The organism is bacterium (assembly GCA_019695335.1).
Lineage (GTDB): Bacteria > CLD3 > CLD3 > SB21 > SB21 > JABWBZ01.
Genome location: JAIBAF010000025.1, coordinates 29,806 through 46,977 on the forward strand (window position 1 = coordinate 29,806; position 17,172 = coordinate 46,977).

A 17,172-nucleotide genomic window follows, 5' to 3' on the forward strand; every position below is an offset into this window, starting at 1 on the left:
GAACTATTAAAGAAACATTAAACCGGCTTATTGCATTTTTTCGACAACAACCCGGAAAACAATTCAAGTTGAAGGAAATTGCCCGCCAGTTAGGTATTAAGTCGGCAAAAGAACTCGACAAATTATCCGATGCCGTTAATGAACTGCTCCATAACGGATCGCTCGTCAAGAAAGGCAAATATTACAGCTATCGCTCAAGCCTGCTTCAAGGAACTATTTCAATCAACAAAAGTGGCGAGGGTTTCGTAACCGTTGTCGGATACGAACAGGATTTTTTTATTTCGCCATCACGATTACGTACGGCTTTACATGGCGATAAAGTGATGATCGTGCCTATTGCAAAACGACGCAGCGGCAAACGTATTGAAGCCGAGGTTGTCGAAGTAATTGAACGGAAAAATACGCGCGTAATCGGTACGTTTGAACAGCGTCCGCAATTTGCACTGGTCATCCCCGATGATGTTCGTTTCCGGCGTGATATTTATGTTGCCGCTGGCGCTACAAACCATGCAAAGCCTGGACAAAAAGTTGTTGTCCGACTCGATTCGTGGGAAGATGAATATCAGAACCCTGAGGGTACGATTGTCGAAGTTCTTGGTTTTCCTGATGAAAAAGGTGTGGACGTTCTTTCGGTTGTCAAAGCACACGACTTACATTTCGATTTCCCAAAACGAGTGATGGAAGAAAGCGATCGCATTTCTGAAATGATTCCGCCGGAAGAAATTGAACGCCGGATGGATTTTCGTGAAGAAATTTGTTTTACAATCGATCCTTTTGACGCCAAGGATTTTGATGACGCCGTATCATTGAAATTGCTTGATGACGGACATTATCTGCTTGGCGTGCACATTGCCGATGTTAGCTACTATGTTCGCGAAAAGACAGAGTTGGATCGTGAAGCATACAAACGCGGAACCAGCACTTATCTGGTTGATCAGGTTATACCGATGCTGCCGGAAAAATTATCCAATGTCGTCTGCAGTCTTCGTCCGCATGTTGACCGATTGACTTATAGCGTATTTATGGTGATCGATCATACCGGCGCTGTTGTCGATTACGATATCGTTGAAACGATCATTCACAGTAAACGCCGGTTCACCTACGAAGAAATTCAGAGCGTCATCGACGGACAAACGCCCGATGCATTGGATTCGGCTATCCTGGATCAGATACTTACAATGCGCCAACTGTCACAACTTTTAACCAAGAAGCGGCTCCACGACGGCAGCATCGATTTTGACACGCCTGAATCAAAGTTCATCCTTGACGAAAATGGAAAACCTGTTCAATGTTATCGCAAAGACCGCTTGGCCAGTCATCGTTTGGTCGAAGAGTTTATGCTGTTGGCTAATCAAACCGTCTCGAGACATATCGGTTTGCACACTCATACTTCGAAAAAAAATCATTACCCGTTCTTGTATCGTATTCATGATAAACCGGTGACGGAAAAGTTTGAAAATTTCCTGCGGTTACTCAAAGTTTTCGGGCATGATTCGCATTTACCTAAATCCCGCGATCAAATAAGACCTAAACAAATTCAAAAAATTATTGAAAAGGTTAAGGGTACAAAAGAAGATCTTTTAATCGAAAAAGTTGCTATTCGCTCGATGGCTAAAGCAGAATATTCACCGGTCAATATTGGACATTTTGGTTTGGCATTTGATTATTACTCACACTTCACCTCACCCATTCGCCGGTATCCCGACTTGATCGTACACCGTCTTCTCAAAGAGTACGATCAGGGAATGACTTACAAACGTGTCGATTGGTGGCGGGAAGTATTGCCTGAAATGGCCAAACATTGCTCTGATCGAGAAAAAATCGCCATGGAAGCCGAACGTGAGTCAATTAAAGTAAAACAAGTTGAGTTCATGATGCAGCATATCGGTAATGTGTACGAAGGCATCATTTCAGGCGTAACCGGATTCGGAATTTTTGTGGAAATTGCTGAATTTCTGATTGAAGGATTGATTCACATCCGCAACCTCGAGGGCGATTATTATATTTTCGACGACAAAAATTATCGCTTAACGGGCGAACGTAAAAAACGTTCATTCCAACTGGGTGATGAAGTGACGGTACGAGTCGCAAACATCAATCGTGATAAACATGAAGTGGATTTTGAACTTGTGGACAATGAATTATGATTCTGTTCATATCCATATTGGACCGTTATTTAGTAAGAAAATTTCTGGCGGTGTTGATCTTTGCCCTGATCGCCATGGTTTCAATATTTGTGGCTGTCAACTACGTCGAAAACGCCGATAAATTCATCGACAGAAAAGTTCCAACCGACATTATCATCAGCTATTATCTAAATTTCATTCCCAATATCATTACATTAACGCTGCCTGTCGATATCTTGCTGGCTAGTTTATTTTCGATCGGGAGTCTTGCTCGATTCAACGAATTGACAGCTATTAAAGCGTCCGGAGTAAGTTTGTACCGTCTTATTTTTCCGGTGTTGATGTGTGCAGCCGGTGTCAGTCTATTGAATTTCTGGATCAGTGAGAACGTTGTCCCAACAGCCAATCAAAAAAAAACTGATTTGTGGCAAACGCATGTGGAGCGCGTTAATATCAACCGGCGTGCGATGGGCCGCGATATAGCGATGTACGACCCGAGCGGTGTTAAAGTATTCATTGATAAATTCGATAAGAACAGACTGATCGCCAGCAATATATCGATTCAAAAGTTTTTCGGCACACAGTTAATCGAGCGAATGGATGCTCTAGAAGCAAACTGGGATTCCTCCAAGAATTCATGGAACTTCAAAAACGTTAGCGTTCGCACCTTTGATCAAGGACATGAAAAAGTCGAGCGCCTGACTGTGCTCGTAAAAGATGATCTGTTTTTCGATCCGGATGATATTTTGAGGCGCGAGCGTAATCCTGAAGAAATGAATTTCGAAGAGATGAGCGCTTTTATTTTGAAGCTCAAACGCAGCGGAGCTCGTACGGAAAGATGGGAAGTTGATTACCATTTAAAATTTTCATACCCGCTGACTTGTTTTATCATGGTACTTTTCGGAGCGCCCCTCGCGGCATCCCGTCGCAAGAGTGGTGCTGGAATGAATATTTTTCTTACTCTCGTTATTTGCTTCTCATATTGGATTTTGATTCAAATGGGCCGTTGGATGGGTTACAGTCAGTCCCTGACTCCGATTCAGGCAGCTTGGCTTGGCAACGCGGTTTTCGGCTTCTTAAGTCTTCTGATTTTGTCGCGAATGAAAAGCTAAGATGGAAAATAAAAGAAGCGTTGCAGAACCCCTAAGAAACTGCAACGCTTCACAAATTGATCAAAAGCCCTAACTTCAGACCAATTTACCCTAAACCCTCAAAACAAGGAGAAAATTTTCAAAAAACTGAAATGAACTTCACAGAAATCTGAAGTTACATTTATTTTTACTAATTTTAACTGTTTGTTTTTAAACAATTAAAGTTTAATCGTTGAATACTTACTTTTAAATAGGACAATTATTGTACCATGTTGGAGTCTACGTAGAGAATAAGCTTCAATAAATCACTTCTTCAAGACACAAACCTACGGCTGGCGCCGTAAATCCTGCAAGTTTACGATCCTCTTTTTCGATAATGACCGGCAAGTCATTCGATGAAATTTTCCCTTTTCCCAGATTAATAAACGTTCCTACGAGACATCGTACCATGTTGTGCAGAAAACGGTTAGCATGAATTTCAAATATTTTTAATCCTTTTTCTTCATACCATTGCGCACCAATGACATTACAGCGATAATGATTGACTTCCGCTTCCGAAAGACAAAAAGTCTTAAAACTTTTTTCTCCGAGCAAATGCACAACCGATTCCTGCATGATTTCAAAATTCAGCGTATGAGGGTAATACCAATGATACTGGCGACCAATAGCTATCGGCTGCTGAATGATCCGATATCTATATCGTCTGCTTTTGGCGGAAAATCGCGCATGAAAGTTCAAATCAACTTCTTCGACAGCTGTAATACGAACATCGTTAGGTAACACGGCATTAAGGCCTTTTTGTAAAGCGCCTGCTTCGATCAGTTTTTCAATTTTAAAGTTGCCCACTTGCCCCCGCGCATGAACTCCCGTATCAGTACGTCCGGCCCCTTCAACTACGGCATCTTCGCCGGTAATATGCTTCACGGCTTTTTGCAATTCGCCCTGAACCGAACGTTGTTCTTTTTGGAACTGCCATCCGTGAAATTTCGTTCCGTCGTATTCGATATTGATTTTGATGTTGCGCATAATTCAATTAAAAAAATTAGCCTCGTTCATCGATGAACGAGGCTTTTACGCATGAACGCTAATTAACGCGCTTTTTTCTTATGACGATCGCGTCTAAGTCTTTTTTTGCGCTTATGCGTCGCCATTTTTCTTCTTTTTCTTTTTTTTCCGCAGGGCATTGGAACTCCTTCGTTAATGAATTTATCTGTTTGTAATTATTTTGTTTCGTTTACAGCTTTTTTAAGATCCTTCGACGGTCTGAATTGCGGAACGCGGCGTTTGGGTAATTGAATCATTTCACCGGTTTTAGGATTACGTGCCAGACGCGGCTCACGTTCAATAATCCGAAAACTTCCCAGACCCCGGATTTCCACTTCTTGCCCGTTTTTCAAAGCTTCATTGATGACTACAATAAAACCATTGATCACGGCTTCCGTTTCAATTTTGGTTAGTCCGACAGCTTCTGTAATTTTTCCGATAATATCCGCTTTGGTAATATTCATAAATCAAAAACCGTATTTATAACTGATGACGGGATAACTTTTAAATTCCGGCAGAAATGTACCGATTTTAGCGCCGGCATCTTCATCAAAAAATATTTCGAATAATGACGGTTTACGTTTTTTCTCACGCACGACTTCCGGCTCGCCTTCGATGCCGGCACGTCGACCCGCAATCATGACTGCATCGTCGTATGTGCCCAGAACGTCTACTAACTGTAAGTCTTTTGCTTGTTGTCCTGTAAAAACACGGCCATCGGCATATCGACGGACATAGGCCGTGTCAAGCTGCCGCTCTATCGCCACAGCCTGTACAAATTGTTCGTAAGCGTTCATTACAAAATTTTGGAGATATTCAGCTTCGGCTTTAGTCATGTCTCGGTAAGGACTCAACGCATCTTTGAATTGACCGCTTTTGATGGTAGTGAATTTAACGCCGACTTTATCCAGCAATTGATCAACGTTGGGATATTGAATAATGACGCCGATGCTGCCGGTAATAGTGCCGGGGTTGGCTACGATCGTATCGGCGGCACATGCGACGTAATAACCGCCCGATGCGGCCACACTGCCCATCGATGCAATCACCGGTTTTCCACCGGAACGAATTTTTTTGATGATATCGTAAATTTCCTGCGAAGGAGTGATGCCGCCGCCCGGGCTTTCGATGCGAAAGACAATCGCTTCTACCGAAGCGTCGTCACGGAACTTCTTAAATTGTCTGACGATGTCGCGTGAGTCAAAAATTTCTCCGTCTAATTCGATCAATGCCACTTTTCTTCCAAAACTCACGTCAGGCCATACCAAATTATACAGCATAACGATGAACAGCGAAATAAAACAAAACCCGAACAGGCTCAGTAAAATGACAGTCGATTTACTTTTCATTTCTTACGACTCAATCTGAAATCATTCGTTTCAAAAAATGCGTCGCAAGGTATTAAAAAAACCGTTTAGAGTCAATACTTATGCTTGTTTGCAGAGATATGACCGCTACATCCGTTTCAACCAAACTTTATTAAATTTCCGGACTGAACTGGAATGCAATTGGAAATCCATGACATTTTCCTTCATGGGGACAATCGTCACGGAATGGGCGATGGTGAACCAAGGAAGATCTTTATTAAAAACCTCGCATGCTTTTTTATAAATACTGCTGCGTTCGACCGGATCGGATGTTGCTTTACCTTTGAGAATCAATTGATGCATGGCTTCGCCGGTGTAAAATGCCGCATTGGTCGAAGGTTTGCGTTCGGCAATGCTCTTATCAAGAAGCGGATAAAAGAAAAAATGAGGATCGGGCGCATCGCCTACCCAGCCGGCAATCGTCAGATCGTGTTCGCCATTACCGCGGCGACGGAGAAATTCATCCCAAGAATACATGACGATATCGGTTTCAATACCAACTTCTTTAAGATCGGCCTGAATGATTTCCGCCGCCAGTTTGCCGTTAGGCATGTATTCGCGTACGATTGGCATTGTCCACAAGGAACATTTGAAGCCGTTCGGCAATCCCGCTTCGGCCAGTAATTGTCTGGCTTTGGCCGGATCATGCAATGTAAACCGAATTTCTTCGTTATATCCGAGCACGCTGGGCGGAATCGGATTTTTCGCAGAGCGTCCGAGTTGAGCAAAAACTTTTTCGACCAATTTATCGCGATCGATTGCCAACACGATGGCCTCGCGTACTTTCGGATTGTCAAAAGGTTTTTTACTAGTATTCATAGCGAGATAAGAAATATTCAATCCGGGTTGTTTCGAATATTTGATGCCCGCCGTGTTTTCAATTTCAGTAATATCGGATTGATCCGGTACGCCCATCATATTGATCGCACCGGATTTCAACATTTGCCATCGTTGTTTAGCGTCAGGAATCGGCTTAAAAATCAGCGTATCGATAAACGGCCGCCCTCCCCAAAATTGTTCGTTGGCTAGTGTGACAACATTCCCGCTCGCATCCCACTCGAGAAACCGGAATGCGCCTGTTCCGACGGGATTTTTCGAAAAATCTTTGCCGTATTTTTTCAACGCATCCGGACTGACCATCCCGAGAAAATTCAGCGTCAGAATATTCAAAAATGTTGCATCGGGCTCATTTAAAACAAATTCAACGGTGGAATCATTAATTGCGTGAATGGACTTAATGATTTTGTCCATATTAAAATTTTTCCAGTAATCGTAATCGAGATCTTTGAAGTGGGAAGGATGTTTGGGATCGCGCTGCCTGTCAAAATTATACACGACGGCATCGGCATTGAATGGCGTTCCATCATGAAACGTCACACTTGTCCTCAGGCTAAACGTGTACGTTTTTCCATCGTCCGAAACTTTCCATGATTTCGCCAGAGCCGGATCGATGGCGACTTTTCCGGCTCTTTGTTCGACTAAACCGTCAAAAATATTGACCACAATAATCGATGATTCTGTTTCCCGTGTGAATGCGGGATCGAGCGTGAGAGGCGGTCCGTTTTTTCCGTAAATGATCGTCCCGCCATACTGAGGTTTCGAAGAATCGATAGTTCCGTTCGTACGTTGATTCGATTTTCCACACGAACATAACAATAATACAATACATGCAGCCAGCCACGGCTTACGTTGAAATCGTTTCATGATCGTTCCTTATGTGTATATCTAAGATAGTGTGTGTATCTAAACGACTAAAACAATTGAATACTCATTCAAAAAAAATCCAATGGCTGACGACATAGCCAACTATTTCTTAAGCCAGACTTTATCGAATTTTCTTACTGAGCTGGCATGCATGAGATAATTCATGACATTGTCACGCATAGGCAATATAGCCACAGCATGATCGATCGTGAACCATGGAAGATCACGATTAAACACTTCACACGCCTTTTTATAAATATTGCTTCGTTCCAACGGATCGAATGTTTCCTTACCTTTGACGATCAATTCATGCATTTCTTCGCTCTTGTAAAATGCCGCATTATTCGAAGGGCGCTGTTCCGCACTGGATTTATCGAGCAGCGGATAGAAAAAGAAATGCGGATCGGGAACATCGCCGACCCATCCTGAAATGATCAGATCATGCTCGCCGTTACCGCGGCGCAGAAGATATTCTTCAAAATTAGGAATAGAAATTTCTGTTTCAATACCGACGGCTTTCAAATCCGCCTGAACCATTTCTGCGGCCAATTTACCATTCGGCATATATTCACGCGTAACGGGAAGCGTCCATAAGGCACACTTAAATCCATTAGGGAAACCTGCCTCAGCCAAAAGTTGTTTGGCTTTTTCAGGATCATGCGGTGTAAAACGAATCTCATCATTGTATCCGAGTAAATTCGGAGGAATGGGATTTTTGGCCGGACGTCCCATTTGCGAAAGGACGGTCTTAACGAGTTTTTCACGGTCAATCGCATACACAATCGCTTGGCGCACTTTTAAATTATCAAATGGCTTCTTATTCATGTTCATCGCCATGTAGGCAACATTGACGCCGGGCTGCTGAGAAACTTTAACGCCGGCGGTATTTTGAATTTCGTCGATATCAGCCAGATCCGGAACGCTCATCATGCTCACTGTTCCGGCTTTGAGCGCTTGCCAACGCTGACGGGCATCCGGAATCGGTTTAAAAATCAACGTGTCTACATACGGTTTGCCATTCCAGTATTGATCGTTAGCAATAGTCACCACACTTCCATCATTGTTCCAACTGACAAATTTAAATGCGCCCGTACCAACCGGATTTTTATAAGCATCGGCGCCGTATTTTTTCATTGCGCTTGGGCTGACAATCTGCAGAAAATTCATCGATAAAATATTTAAAAATGTTGCATCCGGGCTCGTCAGGTTAAATTCAACGGTAGAATCATTCAACGCCTTAATGCTCTTGATGATATTGTCCATATTGAAACTGCGCCAGAAATCAAAATCGGCTTTGCCGTGAAAAGGATGTTTTGGATTGCCTTGACGCTCAAAGGAAAATAAAACGGCATCGGCATTAAACGGCGAACCGTCATGGAAAGTAACGTCCGTACGCAAGTGAAACGTGTATATCATACCATTGGTCGAGATATCCCAGGATTTGGCGAGACAAGGATCGATGGCGATCTTGCCGGCACGTTGCTGCACCAAGGCATCAAAAATATTATCAACAATGACCGTCGATTCCGTTTCTTTGGTCAATGCCGGATCTAACGTCAGCGGAGGACCGTTTTTCGCATAAATGAATGTACCGCCATATTGAGGCTTGGATTCATCCGACGTGGATTCTTTACGTTGATCCGATTTTCCACAGGCAATCATCATTACCATCGTACCAACGATAAGCCATGAGATAGGGTTAAGGAATTTCATAAGCTTATCCTTTTTATTTTTAGTTCGAAAAGATTAAAACCTTATTTTTTTAACCACAATTTATTGAACTTTCTTACCGACGTTGAATGCAATTGAAAATCCATGACCATCTCTTTCATCGGAACGATGGTTACGGAATGCGCGATGGTAAACCAAGGTAGATCGCGGTTGAACACTTCGCATGCTTTTTTATACGCATTGCTGCGTTCCAGTGCATCGGCCGTAGATTTACCGGTTAAGATCAACTGATGCATTTCATTATCCGAATAAAATGCAATGTTCGAGGATGGAAGTTTTTCTGCAACGGATTTATCTAACAAGGGATAGAAAAAATTATCCGGATCCGGTACATCGGCAACCCACCCAATGATAGCCATGTCGTGTTGCCCGCCGTAAGTTTTTTCAAGATATTCACTCCACGGAAAAGTCTGAATGGTCACTTCGATACCGACATCTTTAAGATATTTTTGTATCAACGTGGCGGCTTTGGACGGATCGGGCATGTATTCACGCGTCAATGGCATCGTCCATAACGTCGTTTTGAACCCGTTGGGAAAACCGGCGTCGGTAAGTAATTGACGCGCTTTGGCCGGATCGTACGGCGTCGGACGGATTTCGTCATTGTAACCGATCAACATCGGCGGAATTGGATTTTTCGCCGACCGCCCGAAGGCTTTAAAAACTTCCTCCACTAATTTCTCTCGGTCAATTGCCAAAACTATTGCCTGACGAACCCGCGCGTCTGTAAACGGTTTTTTCTTCATGTTCATGGCAAGGTAGGAGATGTTCAAACCTGGCTGTTTTGAAAACTTAATTCCCGGCGTTTTTTCTATTTCCGCCATGTCCGTTTCGCTCGGAGCCGCCATCATATCGATGGCGCCGGCTTTGAGCAGTTCCCACCGCTGATGCGCATCAGGAACTGACCGCATTACTAGCGTATCAATATACGGGCGACCATTCCAATAATTGCCATTGGCCAACAAAACGATATCGCCATCATCATTCCAACTCGCGAACCGGAAAGGACCTGTTCCGACCGGATGTTTATAGAAATCTTTTCCGTACTGTTGAAGCGCCGAAGGACTGACGATCAGACACACGTGATGGGAGAGAATATTCAAAAAAGTTGCATCCGGATTATTCAATGTGATTTCGACGGTGGAATCATTGATCGCACGGAGGAATTTGATGAGTTTCGTCATTTCAAATCCTTTCCATGAAGAGTAATCGGCATCCTTCCAGTAAAAAGGATGTTTGGGATTACCTTGCCGCTCGAAGCTAAAAATAACGGCTGCAGCCGTAAGCGGTTCGCCGTTATGAAACGTGACGCCGGAGCGAAGATGGAAAGTATACACTAAGCCGTCCTTGGAAATTTCCCAAGAGTGGGCCAAACCGGGATCAATGGCTGTTTTACCCGCGCGTTGCGCGACCAAGCCGTCGAATAAGTTCGCCAGGACGACGGACGATTCGGTTTCTTTGGTCAGCGCAGGATCGAGCGTCAATGGAGGGCCGCTTTTTGCATAAATCAACGTGCCGCCGTATTGAGGTTTGATTTCGCCGGTCAATTCCTTCTTGTCGGATTTTCCGCACGCTATCAAAATCAGGCCGCACGTCAGGGTCAGGATATAACGCATGATGCACCTCGTGTGTTGTGGACGCAGCATCATGACACAATCATGTCACTGCGTTGCAGGAGTCTTTTTTATCATTCAGTTAGTCTTTCAAATGTATTTGTGGTTAAAATTTTTACTTATTGAGCCATACGTGATTAAATTTACGCGCATAGCTGGCATACGGCTGAAAATTCATCACGTATGACTGCATCGGCACAATCACGACCGAATGCGCAATAATAAACCATGGTAAATCTTTATTAAAAACGGCACAAGCATCGCGATAGACTTTCGCCCGCTCAACCTGATCGGAAGTGGCTTTACCTTTTGTGAGCAAACGATACATTTCATCGGACTTATAAAACGCAATATTGTTAGATGGATAGATTTCTGCAACTTTTTTGTCGAGCAGCGTGAAAAAATTATCCGGATCCGGAATATCGGCAATCCAACCCATTACAGCCAGATCGTGTTCGCCACGGTAAATACGTTCAAGATAATCGTTCCATGGATACGTAACAATTTCGGTTTCTACGCCAATTTGTTTCAAATCGTTTTGAATCATGGATGCCGTTTTTTGTCCGTCCGGCATGTATTCACGGGAGATCGGCATAGTCCATAATTTTAATTTAAGGCCATTGGCATAGCCGGCTTCCGCCAAAAGTTTTTTCGCTTTTTCAGGATCGTATGGCGTGGGGCGAATTTCATCATTGTATCCCAAAATCATCGGAGGAATCGGGTTTTTAGCAGGCCGTCCGAATTCACCATAAACTTCACTCACTAATTTTTCACGATTAATACCGTAAACGATCGCTTGTCGCACCCGTAAATCGCTGAACAATTTTTTGTTCATGTTCATCGCCAGATAAGCAATATTGACGCCCGGCTGTTTGAACGTTTTGAATTTCGTATTTTTTTCAATTTCCTTCATGCGATCAGGTCCTGGCGATTCGATCATGTCGAATTCGCCATTCATGAGCTTTTGATAACGCTCTTCGTGTTGATCGACGGCTTTAAAAACGAGCTTATCCAAATAAGGTTTCCCATCCCAGTAATCGGCATTGGCTTCGAGCGTCAATGTACCGTCCGAATCCCATTTGACGAATTTAAACGCGCCCGTACCGACGGGATTTTGTGAAAAATTTTCTCCGTATTTTTCCATAGCGGTCGGACTCACGATCGCTGTAAACAACATGCTTAAAATATACAAAAATGTTGCGTTGGGTTCGCGCAACGTAAAAACTACCGTTGAATCGTCGGATGCCTTGATGTCATTGACAATATCGTTCATGCTGAAATTTTTCCAATATTCGAATTTGTCGGCCGGACGATGATGCGGGTGTTTTACGTCCCGTTGGCGGTCAAAACTAAAAAGCACCGCTTGGGCATTGAAAGGAGTACCGTCATGAAAATTCACGCCGGTACGCAAATGGAATGTATAAGTCAGGCCGTCTTTGGAAATATCCCACGAACGTGCAAGAGCAGGCGCGATGCCGGTCGTGCCAAGTTTCAGTTGCACCAAAGGATCGAATATATTGTCGCATGGAATGGTCGATTCGGTTTCAGCCGTCAGCGCCGGATCCAATGTTGCCGGAGGATTGTTTTTAGCATACACGAGCGTCCCGCCGTACTTGGGTTTTAACTCGCCTTCATTTTTCGCATTATCACCGGATTTACCGCAACCTATGGCTAAAATCAGGGTTAACAAAAACACAAAACCGTAATGTTTGATCAGCATGATGGTGCTTCTCCTTCATTGATAATTCATGGGAATTGGAAAAAATTATAGTGAAACCTATGAAGCGTATTGCAATGTATACGGCGATAGCTGACTTGCCATCTCAAAACGGATACGCGCATAATCTAAAATCTCGTGATTTTCAATGGCCTGTTCTTTAAGGCCGTCGGCGGCAATTACATATTTATTTGTAGCAAGCGCTTCTTTAATAAACGTCATGGAACTGAACGTTTCGGAAACGATACTTTGCAGTGTAATGGCATAAAACACGCGATACAACGTCGCTTTGTCTAAGTTGAAAACTTCTCTGCGTGCGGGCTCGAGATAATCCGGAAATTTATCCGGCACGATCGTATACGTTTTTTCAGCTTCTTCGCCTGTTTCAGGATCGATCATCGGCTTGCCCGATTTATCTTTTTTGATAACCTTCACGTCGACTTTCCCGTATTTGCCGTTAAAACAATCGCGGCAAATCGAATCCAACGGTAAAGGCTCACGTGATGCTTGCAGTCCCAAATCACATTTCAAGCGTTCGACCAATTGTTTGATGCCAAGCTCGACCTTGAGTTCGTTGCTGCGAAGTTTTGTAGAACTATAACTCAGCAGTGCAATGGCCTCATCGGTCAGTCGATTAATTTTTTGTAAGTTTTGAAGTTCCTCGCGGCTGGTTTGATTAATGAACGCAAGCAGTTGCTCACGCGTTTCAACTTGTTTTCTAAGCGTATGCACGTCGATATTTTCACGAGCTTCTTTATATTCGTATTGTTCGAGAATGCGTTTTGCATCGATATTTTTAATGCTGCGCAGCAATTCATTTTGAGTCAATTTAATGAGCGAACGTTTACCCGTACGCTTTAATTCATACACTTCCATATCCCAGCCGGATGCCAGGAATTGTGCGATGAGAATACTCCGGATTTTTTCATATTTTGCGTAATAAGCAACGGGAAATTCTCCGCGATTTTCCATATCGCGCTTGGCATGTTCTTCTTCATCGCTTAAAAGATCAAGAAATTTATCATCGACGATTTTGTATACTTTGCTTCGCAAGTCCATCCGAGCTGCATCCAATTCTTTATCATGATCGGCTTTCGCAAGAATATAATCGAATAACACTTCTTCATCGATCAAACGCAATGACAGTTGCAGTTCGCGGTTGTTGATTACGTGATAGAGAATGATCCATTGTTCGTCAAGCGAACGGTCTTTGAGAGGCGTTCGTTTTTCTTTTTCAGGTACTTCTAAATTTTGACGGTCAAATCCGTTGTAATGCAGCGTTTCTTTTCCGGCGTGCGTGCCGTCATATTCGTACCGCAATTTTTTGATTTCCCGATACAAATTGATGCGCCGAGTAAAACTGTAGGTGAGAGAAAGTCGTCCGGCGAGAATTTTGATAATTTGATCCGGCATTACATCGCCTAATTCCTGTGTCAGCATCGCCGCAATATAAAATGACATGATCGCCGACGCGTGGCGGCGTTCCGCAGCACGCTCGATAAACATTTCGTGGATCAGCGGAAGTTCGGACTGATTGACCATGAACGTCCGGAACTGTTCTTCAATGGGTTCAAATCCTTCAAGCGTCGTGGTATTGGTCATGATGCGGTTTAGAAAAAATCGCACTTCAAGATCCGGCACGCGCTGGCGGTACTGGCTTGGTAAATTATTCATCACGGCCTGTCCGTTGATCGTTTCAACGTCGGCTTTGATGTTGTTGCAAAACATTTTCAAAATGACTTCATTCATTTTAATTTGCGTGTTCGGAGCCAGGAGTAGTTTACCGAGCGCATACATGACAAAATGTTTGATTTTCGGCGTGTAATCTTTGATCATGGCCAAAGCAGGTTCAAAGAGTTGTTCGTTCTTCGTATCGCGCATGATTTTTTGAAGCCGCTTTTCATCAAAGTAATAATAAACCAGACCTTCGAGGACTTCATACGCTGTAAGTTCGGCTATAACTTTGCGTTTGGCGTTTTCCGAAAGCGCTTCTCCCTTTTGCTTTTCAACAAGACTGATCGTTTTTTTGATTTCTATCGCAAGCGCTTCATCGGCTTTTTTGATCTCCTTTTGCATGGAGTTCTGATTTCTAAGGCTAGTGGAAAAATCGTACAGGCCGGGCAATACCGTTTCCGCCTCACCGACTTCCTTCAAACGATCGTATAGAAAATCGATAATATAATCCGAGTATCCGTACGACTCAACAGATTCGCGGATGATTTCTTTAAAGAACACGGGGTAAACGTACTGATCCAGATCCAGTTTACCGCCCCATCCGTCGTTGAGTTTTTTATAACCTTCAAGATAAATATTATCACAAAACCCTGAAAAATGATGGATCAACCGGACCATGCTGCCAACGTCGTTTTTCGATTTAATAAAATCTGTGTAAATTCTCATCATTCTCGAAAACCGGTCGACGTCGTCATCGGCTTCCATAAAAGGTTTGAAAATCTGAAAAACCGCTTCCATCGCATTGCGGAAATGATCGATGAATTCCTCGCCCGATGGCAATTCCAACATTTCATCTTTAAATATCAGCCCGTCGATTGCGTCAACATCGAAACCCTGTTCCGTCAGAAAATCAAACAGTTTCATGTACATCATGCGATGCGTAATAAAAAACGACGGGAGAGAATTGAAACCCTTCCGGATATCTTTGTTCTCTTCGAGCGTGATCAAAATATTCATCAGCGATTTTAGTGCGGCTTTGCTGTTGGATTCGCTGATCGGCAATACCCGGTTCAATCCGCTGATATAGTTGTCGTAAACTGCTTTAGTGCTGTCGTCGACGCCGACAGTTAAAATATGTTTGGTATCAATCATGATAATAAAAGTTTATAAATGACTTTCTGTGACCATATCATTAAAATGCGTCGCGAGCATCTTCCAGGTTTTTACTGTACAATTCATGAATAATATTTTCGAAATTATCGATCACGACGTTGCGTTTAACTTTAAGCGACGGCGTAAGTTCGCCCGATTCGATCGTAAACGCGCGTGGCAGCAGAGCGAATTTTTTAACTTTTTCATAGCGGGCAAATCCGGCACGGTCCTGGGCTTCCTGAATTACCTGATCCAACATCTTGTATATTTCAGGATGTTTGAGCAATTCTTCTTCGGAATTAAATTTCAATTGATTCGATTTCGCATAGTTCCGGAGCCTTTCAAAATTCGGCACAATGAGCGCACTGATAAAATTGCGTTTATCGCCGATGACCATGACTTGTTCAATATACGGAATGGTGACTAAAATATTTTCGATCGGTTGAGGCGCAACATTTTTACCACCGGATGTGACGATAATATTTTTCTTGCGGTCCGTGATCGTGAGATAATCGTCGGAATCGAGAAATCCGATATCGCCGGTATGAAACCATCCGTCGGCATCAAGGACTTCTTTCGTGGCGGCTTCATTTTTATAATACCCGAGCATGACGTGAGGGCCGCGAGTAAGGATTTCTCCATCCTCGGCAATTTTGACTTCCACGCCTTCTATCGCGCATCCGACGGAACCGAACTTGATCAATGCCGGCCGATTGACTGTAATAACCGGCGACGTCTCCGTCAAGCCGTATCCCTCTAAAATCGTGACGCCCATATCGGCAAAAAATTCGGCAATTTCTTTCGAGAGCGGCGCTCCCCCCGATACCATGATTTTAATTCGGCCGCCTAAACGTCCCCGCAATTTGGAGTACACCAGTTTATCGGCAATTTTATACGAAAATCCTTTGCTCCCCGTTTCTCGCGCTTTTTTACCGACGCGCTGCGCCCACGCAAAAATTTTCCGACGGATCGGCGGAGCCGAAGCAAGATTATCGCGGACACGGTCATACATTTTTTCGTACAATCGGGGAACGGCTGTCATCAGCGTTGGCCGAACCTCACCCATATTCGCCGCCACTGTTTCAATGCTCTCGGCATAGGCAACGGACGATCCGTTGAAAAACGGCAGGTAATGGCCGGGATTGCGTTCGAAAATATGCGACAACGGAAGGAATGATAAAAATACATCGTCATGCATCACGGGAAAAACAGTTGAACAAACCATAGAATTCGACAATAGATTTTTGTGCGTCAGCATAACGCCTTTAGGGGTACCGGTTGTTCCGGACGTATAAATGATCGTCGCCACGTCGTTCGCTTGGACTGCATTGGACGCTTGTTTGAGATAATCCGTTTTACCTTCGGTGAATTTTTTTCCAAGAGCCTGCAGCTCATCAAAATGTAATACCCAGTCGTTTTTCTTCGGATCTTTGGAAAACAAAACCACGTGCGTCAATTGCGGGCATTTAGATTTTACTTGTATGACTTTTTCCAATTGCTCCGCATCGGCGACGAAGGCGATTTTGCTGTCGGAGTTTTTGAGAATGTATTCGACTTGGGGAACGGGAAGCGTGGGATATATGGGAACAGTAACCGCACCTAAACTTAAAATCGAAAAGTCGCTCATTGCCCATTCCTGGCGTGTGCCGGCTATGATGGCGACTTTATCATTTTTCTTGACGCCAAGCGAAGCAAGCCCCATCGCCATGTTGCAAATGATGGCCCCAACTTCGGAGTACGTCTGGCCGCGATATTGGCCGTCCCGTTTGGTCATGTACAAGGTTTTATTTGCAAATTTCGCAATGTTTTCATGAAACATATGCGCAATCGATGGCACAGAAGTATTTGCCAACGGATCCATGACATGACTCCTTGGTAAAATTTTGAAACGTGTAATAACTTGCTAAATACCCAGCTTACCACGGCGGTTCGCTGCAACATGTCCATGTGTCC

11 protein-coding genes are annotated in these 17,172 nt (G+C 43.7%); 2 read left to right on the forward strand and 9 right to left on the reverse strand.

Annotated elements, in window-relative coordinates:
• Positions 1 to 5 precede the first annotated feature (5 nt).
• Both rnr and K1X84_08300 read left to right on the forward strand, forming a co-directional pair.
• Positions 6 to 2,147: a ribonuclease R gene (gene rnr, locus K1X84_08295; protein MBX7151626.1), complete on the forward strand. Its 2,142-nt coding sequence runs from the start codon at positions 6 to 8 to the stop codon at positions 2,145 to 2,147.
• Positions 2,144 to 3,238 carry an LptF/LptG family permease gene (locus tag K1X84_08300; protein ID MBX7151627.1) on the forward strand — a complete coding sequence of 365 codons (1,095 nt, stop codon included), beginning with the start codon at positions 2,144 to 2,146 and terminating at the stop codon, positions 3,236 to 3,238. Before rnr ends, K1X84_08300 begins: the two co-directional genes overlap by 4 nt.
• A gap of 276 nt (positions 3,239 to 3,514) precedes the next feature.
• Here the strand turns inward: K1X84_08300 and truA are convergent, their stop codons facing one another.
• The 9 genes from truA to K1X84_08345 all read right to left on the reverse strand — a co-directional run bounded on the left by truA (position 3,515) and on the right by K1X84_08345 (position 17,080).
• Positions 3,515 to 4,243, reverse strand: coding sequence for a tRNA pseudouridine(38-40) synthase TruA (gene truA / locus K1X84_08305; GenBank protein MBX7151628.1), 729 nt, complete (start codon positions 4,241 to 4,243; stop codon positions 3,515 to 3,517).
• A 194-nt stretch (positions 4,244 to 4,437) separates the two neighbouring features.
• Positions 4,438 to 4,719 (reverse strand): HU family DNA-binding protein, encoded by a 282-nt coding sequence (locus K1X84_08310; protein MBX7151629.1) that lies wholly within the window; start codon positions 4,717 to 4,719, stop codon positions 4,438 to 4,440.
• A gap of 9 nt (positions 4,720 to 4,728) precedes the next feature.
• Positions 4,729 to 5,610 (reverse strand): signal peptide peptidase SppA, encoded by an 882-nt coding sequence (gene sppA, locus K1X84_08315; protein ID MBX7151630.1) that lies wholly within the window; start codon positions 5,608 to 5,610, stop codon positions 4,729 to 4,731.
• Positions 5,611 to 5,715: 105 nt separating this feature from the next.
• Positions 5,716 to 7,332, reverse strand: a complete 1,617-nt coding sequence (locus tag K1X84_08320; protein MBX7151631.1) for an ABC transporter substrate-binding protein — start codon at positions 7,330 to 7,332, stop codon at positions 5,716 to 5,718.
• Positions 7,333 to 7,434: 102 nt separating this feature from the next.
• Positions 7,435 to 9,045 (reverse strand): ABC transporter substrate-binding protein, encoded by a 1,611-nt coding sequence (locus K1X84_08325; GenBank protein MBX7151632.1) that lies wholly within the window; start codon positions 9,043 to 9,045, stop codon positions 7,435 to 7,437.
• Between the two features lie 41 nt (positions 9,046 to 9,086).
• On the reverse strand, positions 9,087 to 10,679 hold the full coding sequence (locus K1X84_08330; protein ID MBX7151633.1) for an ABC transporter substrate-binding protein: 1,593 nt from the start codon (positions 10,677 to 10,679) through the stop codon (positions 9,087 to 9,089).
• 112 nt (positions 10,680 to 10,791) lie between these two features.
• On the reverse strand, positions 10,792 to 12,396 hold the full coding sequence (locus K1X84_08335) for an ABC transporter substrate-binding protein (GenBank protein MBX7151634.1): 1,605 nt from the start codon (positions 12,394 to 12,396) through the stop codon (positions 10,792 to 10,794).
• Positions 12,397 to 12,453: 57 nt separating this feature from the next.
• On the reverse strand, positions 12,454 to 15,219 hold the full coding sequence (locus K1X84_08340; protein ID MBX7151635.1) for a hypothetical protein: 2,766 nt from the start codon (positions 15,217 to 15,219) through the stop codon (positions 12,454 to 12,456).
• Positions 15,220 to 15,259: 40 nt separating this feature from the next.
• Positions 15,260 to 17,080, reverse strand: coding sequence for a long-chain fatty acid--CoA ligase (locus tag K1X84_08345; GenBank protein ID MBX7151636.1), 1,821 nt, complete (start codon positions 17,078 to 17,080; stop codon positions 15,260 to 15,262).
• Positions 17,081 to 17,172 lie beyond the last annotated feature (92 nt).

Excerpts from the sequence above, each read along its gene's own strand:
- K1X84_08340 (MBX7151635.1), bottom strand. The coding sequence starts at position 15,219 with ATGATTGATACCAAACATATTTTAACTGTCGGCGTCGACGACAGCACT.
- K1X84_08320 (MBX7151631.1), bottom strand. The coding sequence starts at position 7,332 with ATGAAACGATTTCAACGTAAGCCGTGGCTGGCTGCATGTATTGTATTA.
- K1X84_08325 (MBX7151632.1), bottom strand. The coding sequence starts at position 9,045 with ATGAAATTCCTTAACCCTATCTCATGGCTTATCGTTGGTACGATGGTA.
- sppA (MBX7151630.1), bottom strand. The coding sequence starts at position 5,610 with ATGAAAAGTAAATCGACTGTCATTTTACTGAGCCTGTTCGGGTTTTGT.
- K1X84_08300 (MBX7151627.1), top strand. The coding sequence starts at position 2,144 with ATGATTCTGTTCATATCCATATTGGACCGTTATTTAGTAAGAAAATTT.
- K1X84_08335 (MBX7151634.1), bottom strand. The coding sequence starts at position 12,396 with ATGCTGATCAAACATTACGGTTTTGTGTTTTTGTTAACCCTGATTTTA.
- K1X84_08345 (MBX7151636.1), bottom strand. The coding sequence starts at position 17,080 with ATGGATCCGTTGGCAAATACTTCTGTGCCATCGATTGCGCATATGTTT.
- truA (MBX7151628.1), bottom strand. The coding sequence starts at position 4,243 with ATGCGCAACATCAAAATCAATATCGAATACGACGGAACGAAATTTCAC.
- K1X84_08330 (MBX7151633.1), bottom strand. The coding sequence starts at position 10,679 with ATGCGTTATATCCTGACCCTGACGTGCGGCCTGATTTTGATAGCGTGC.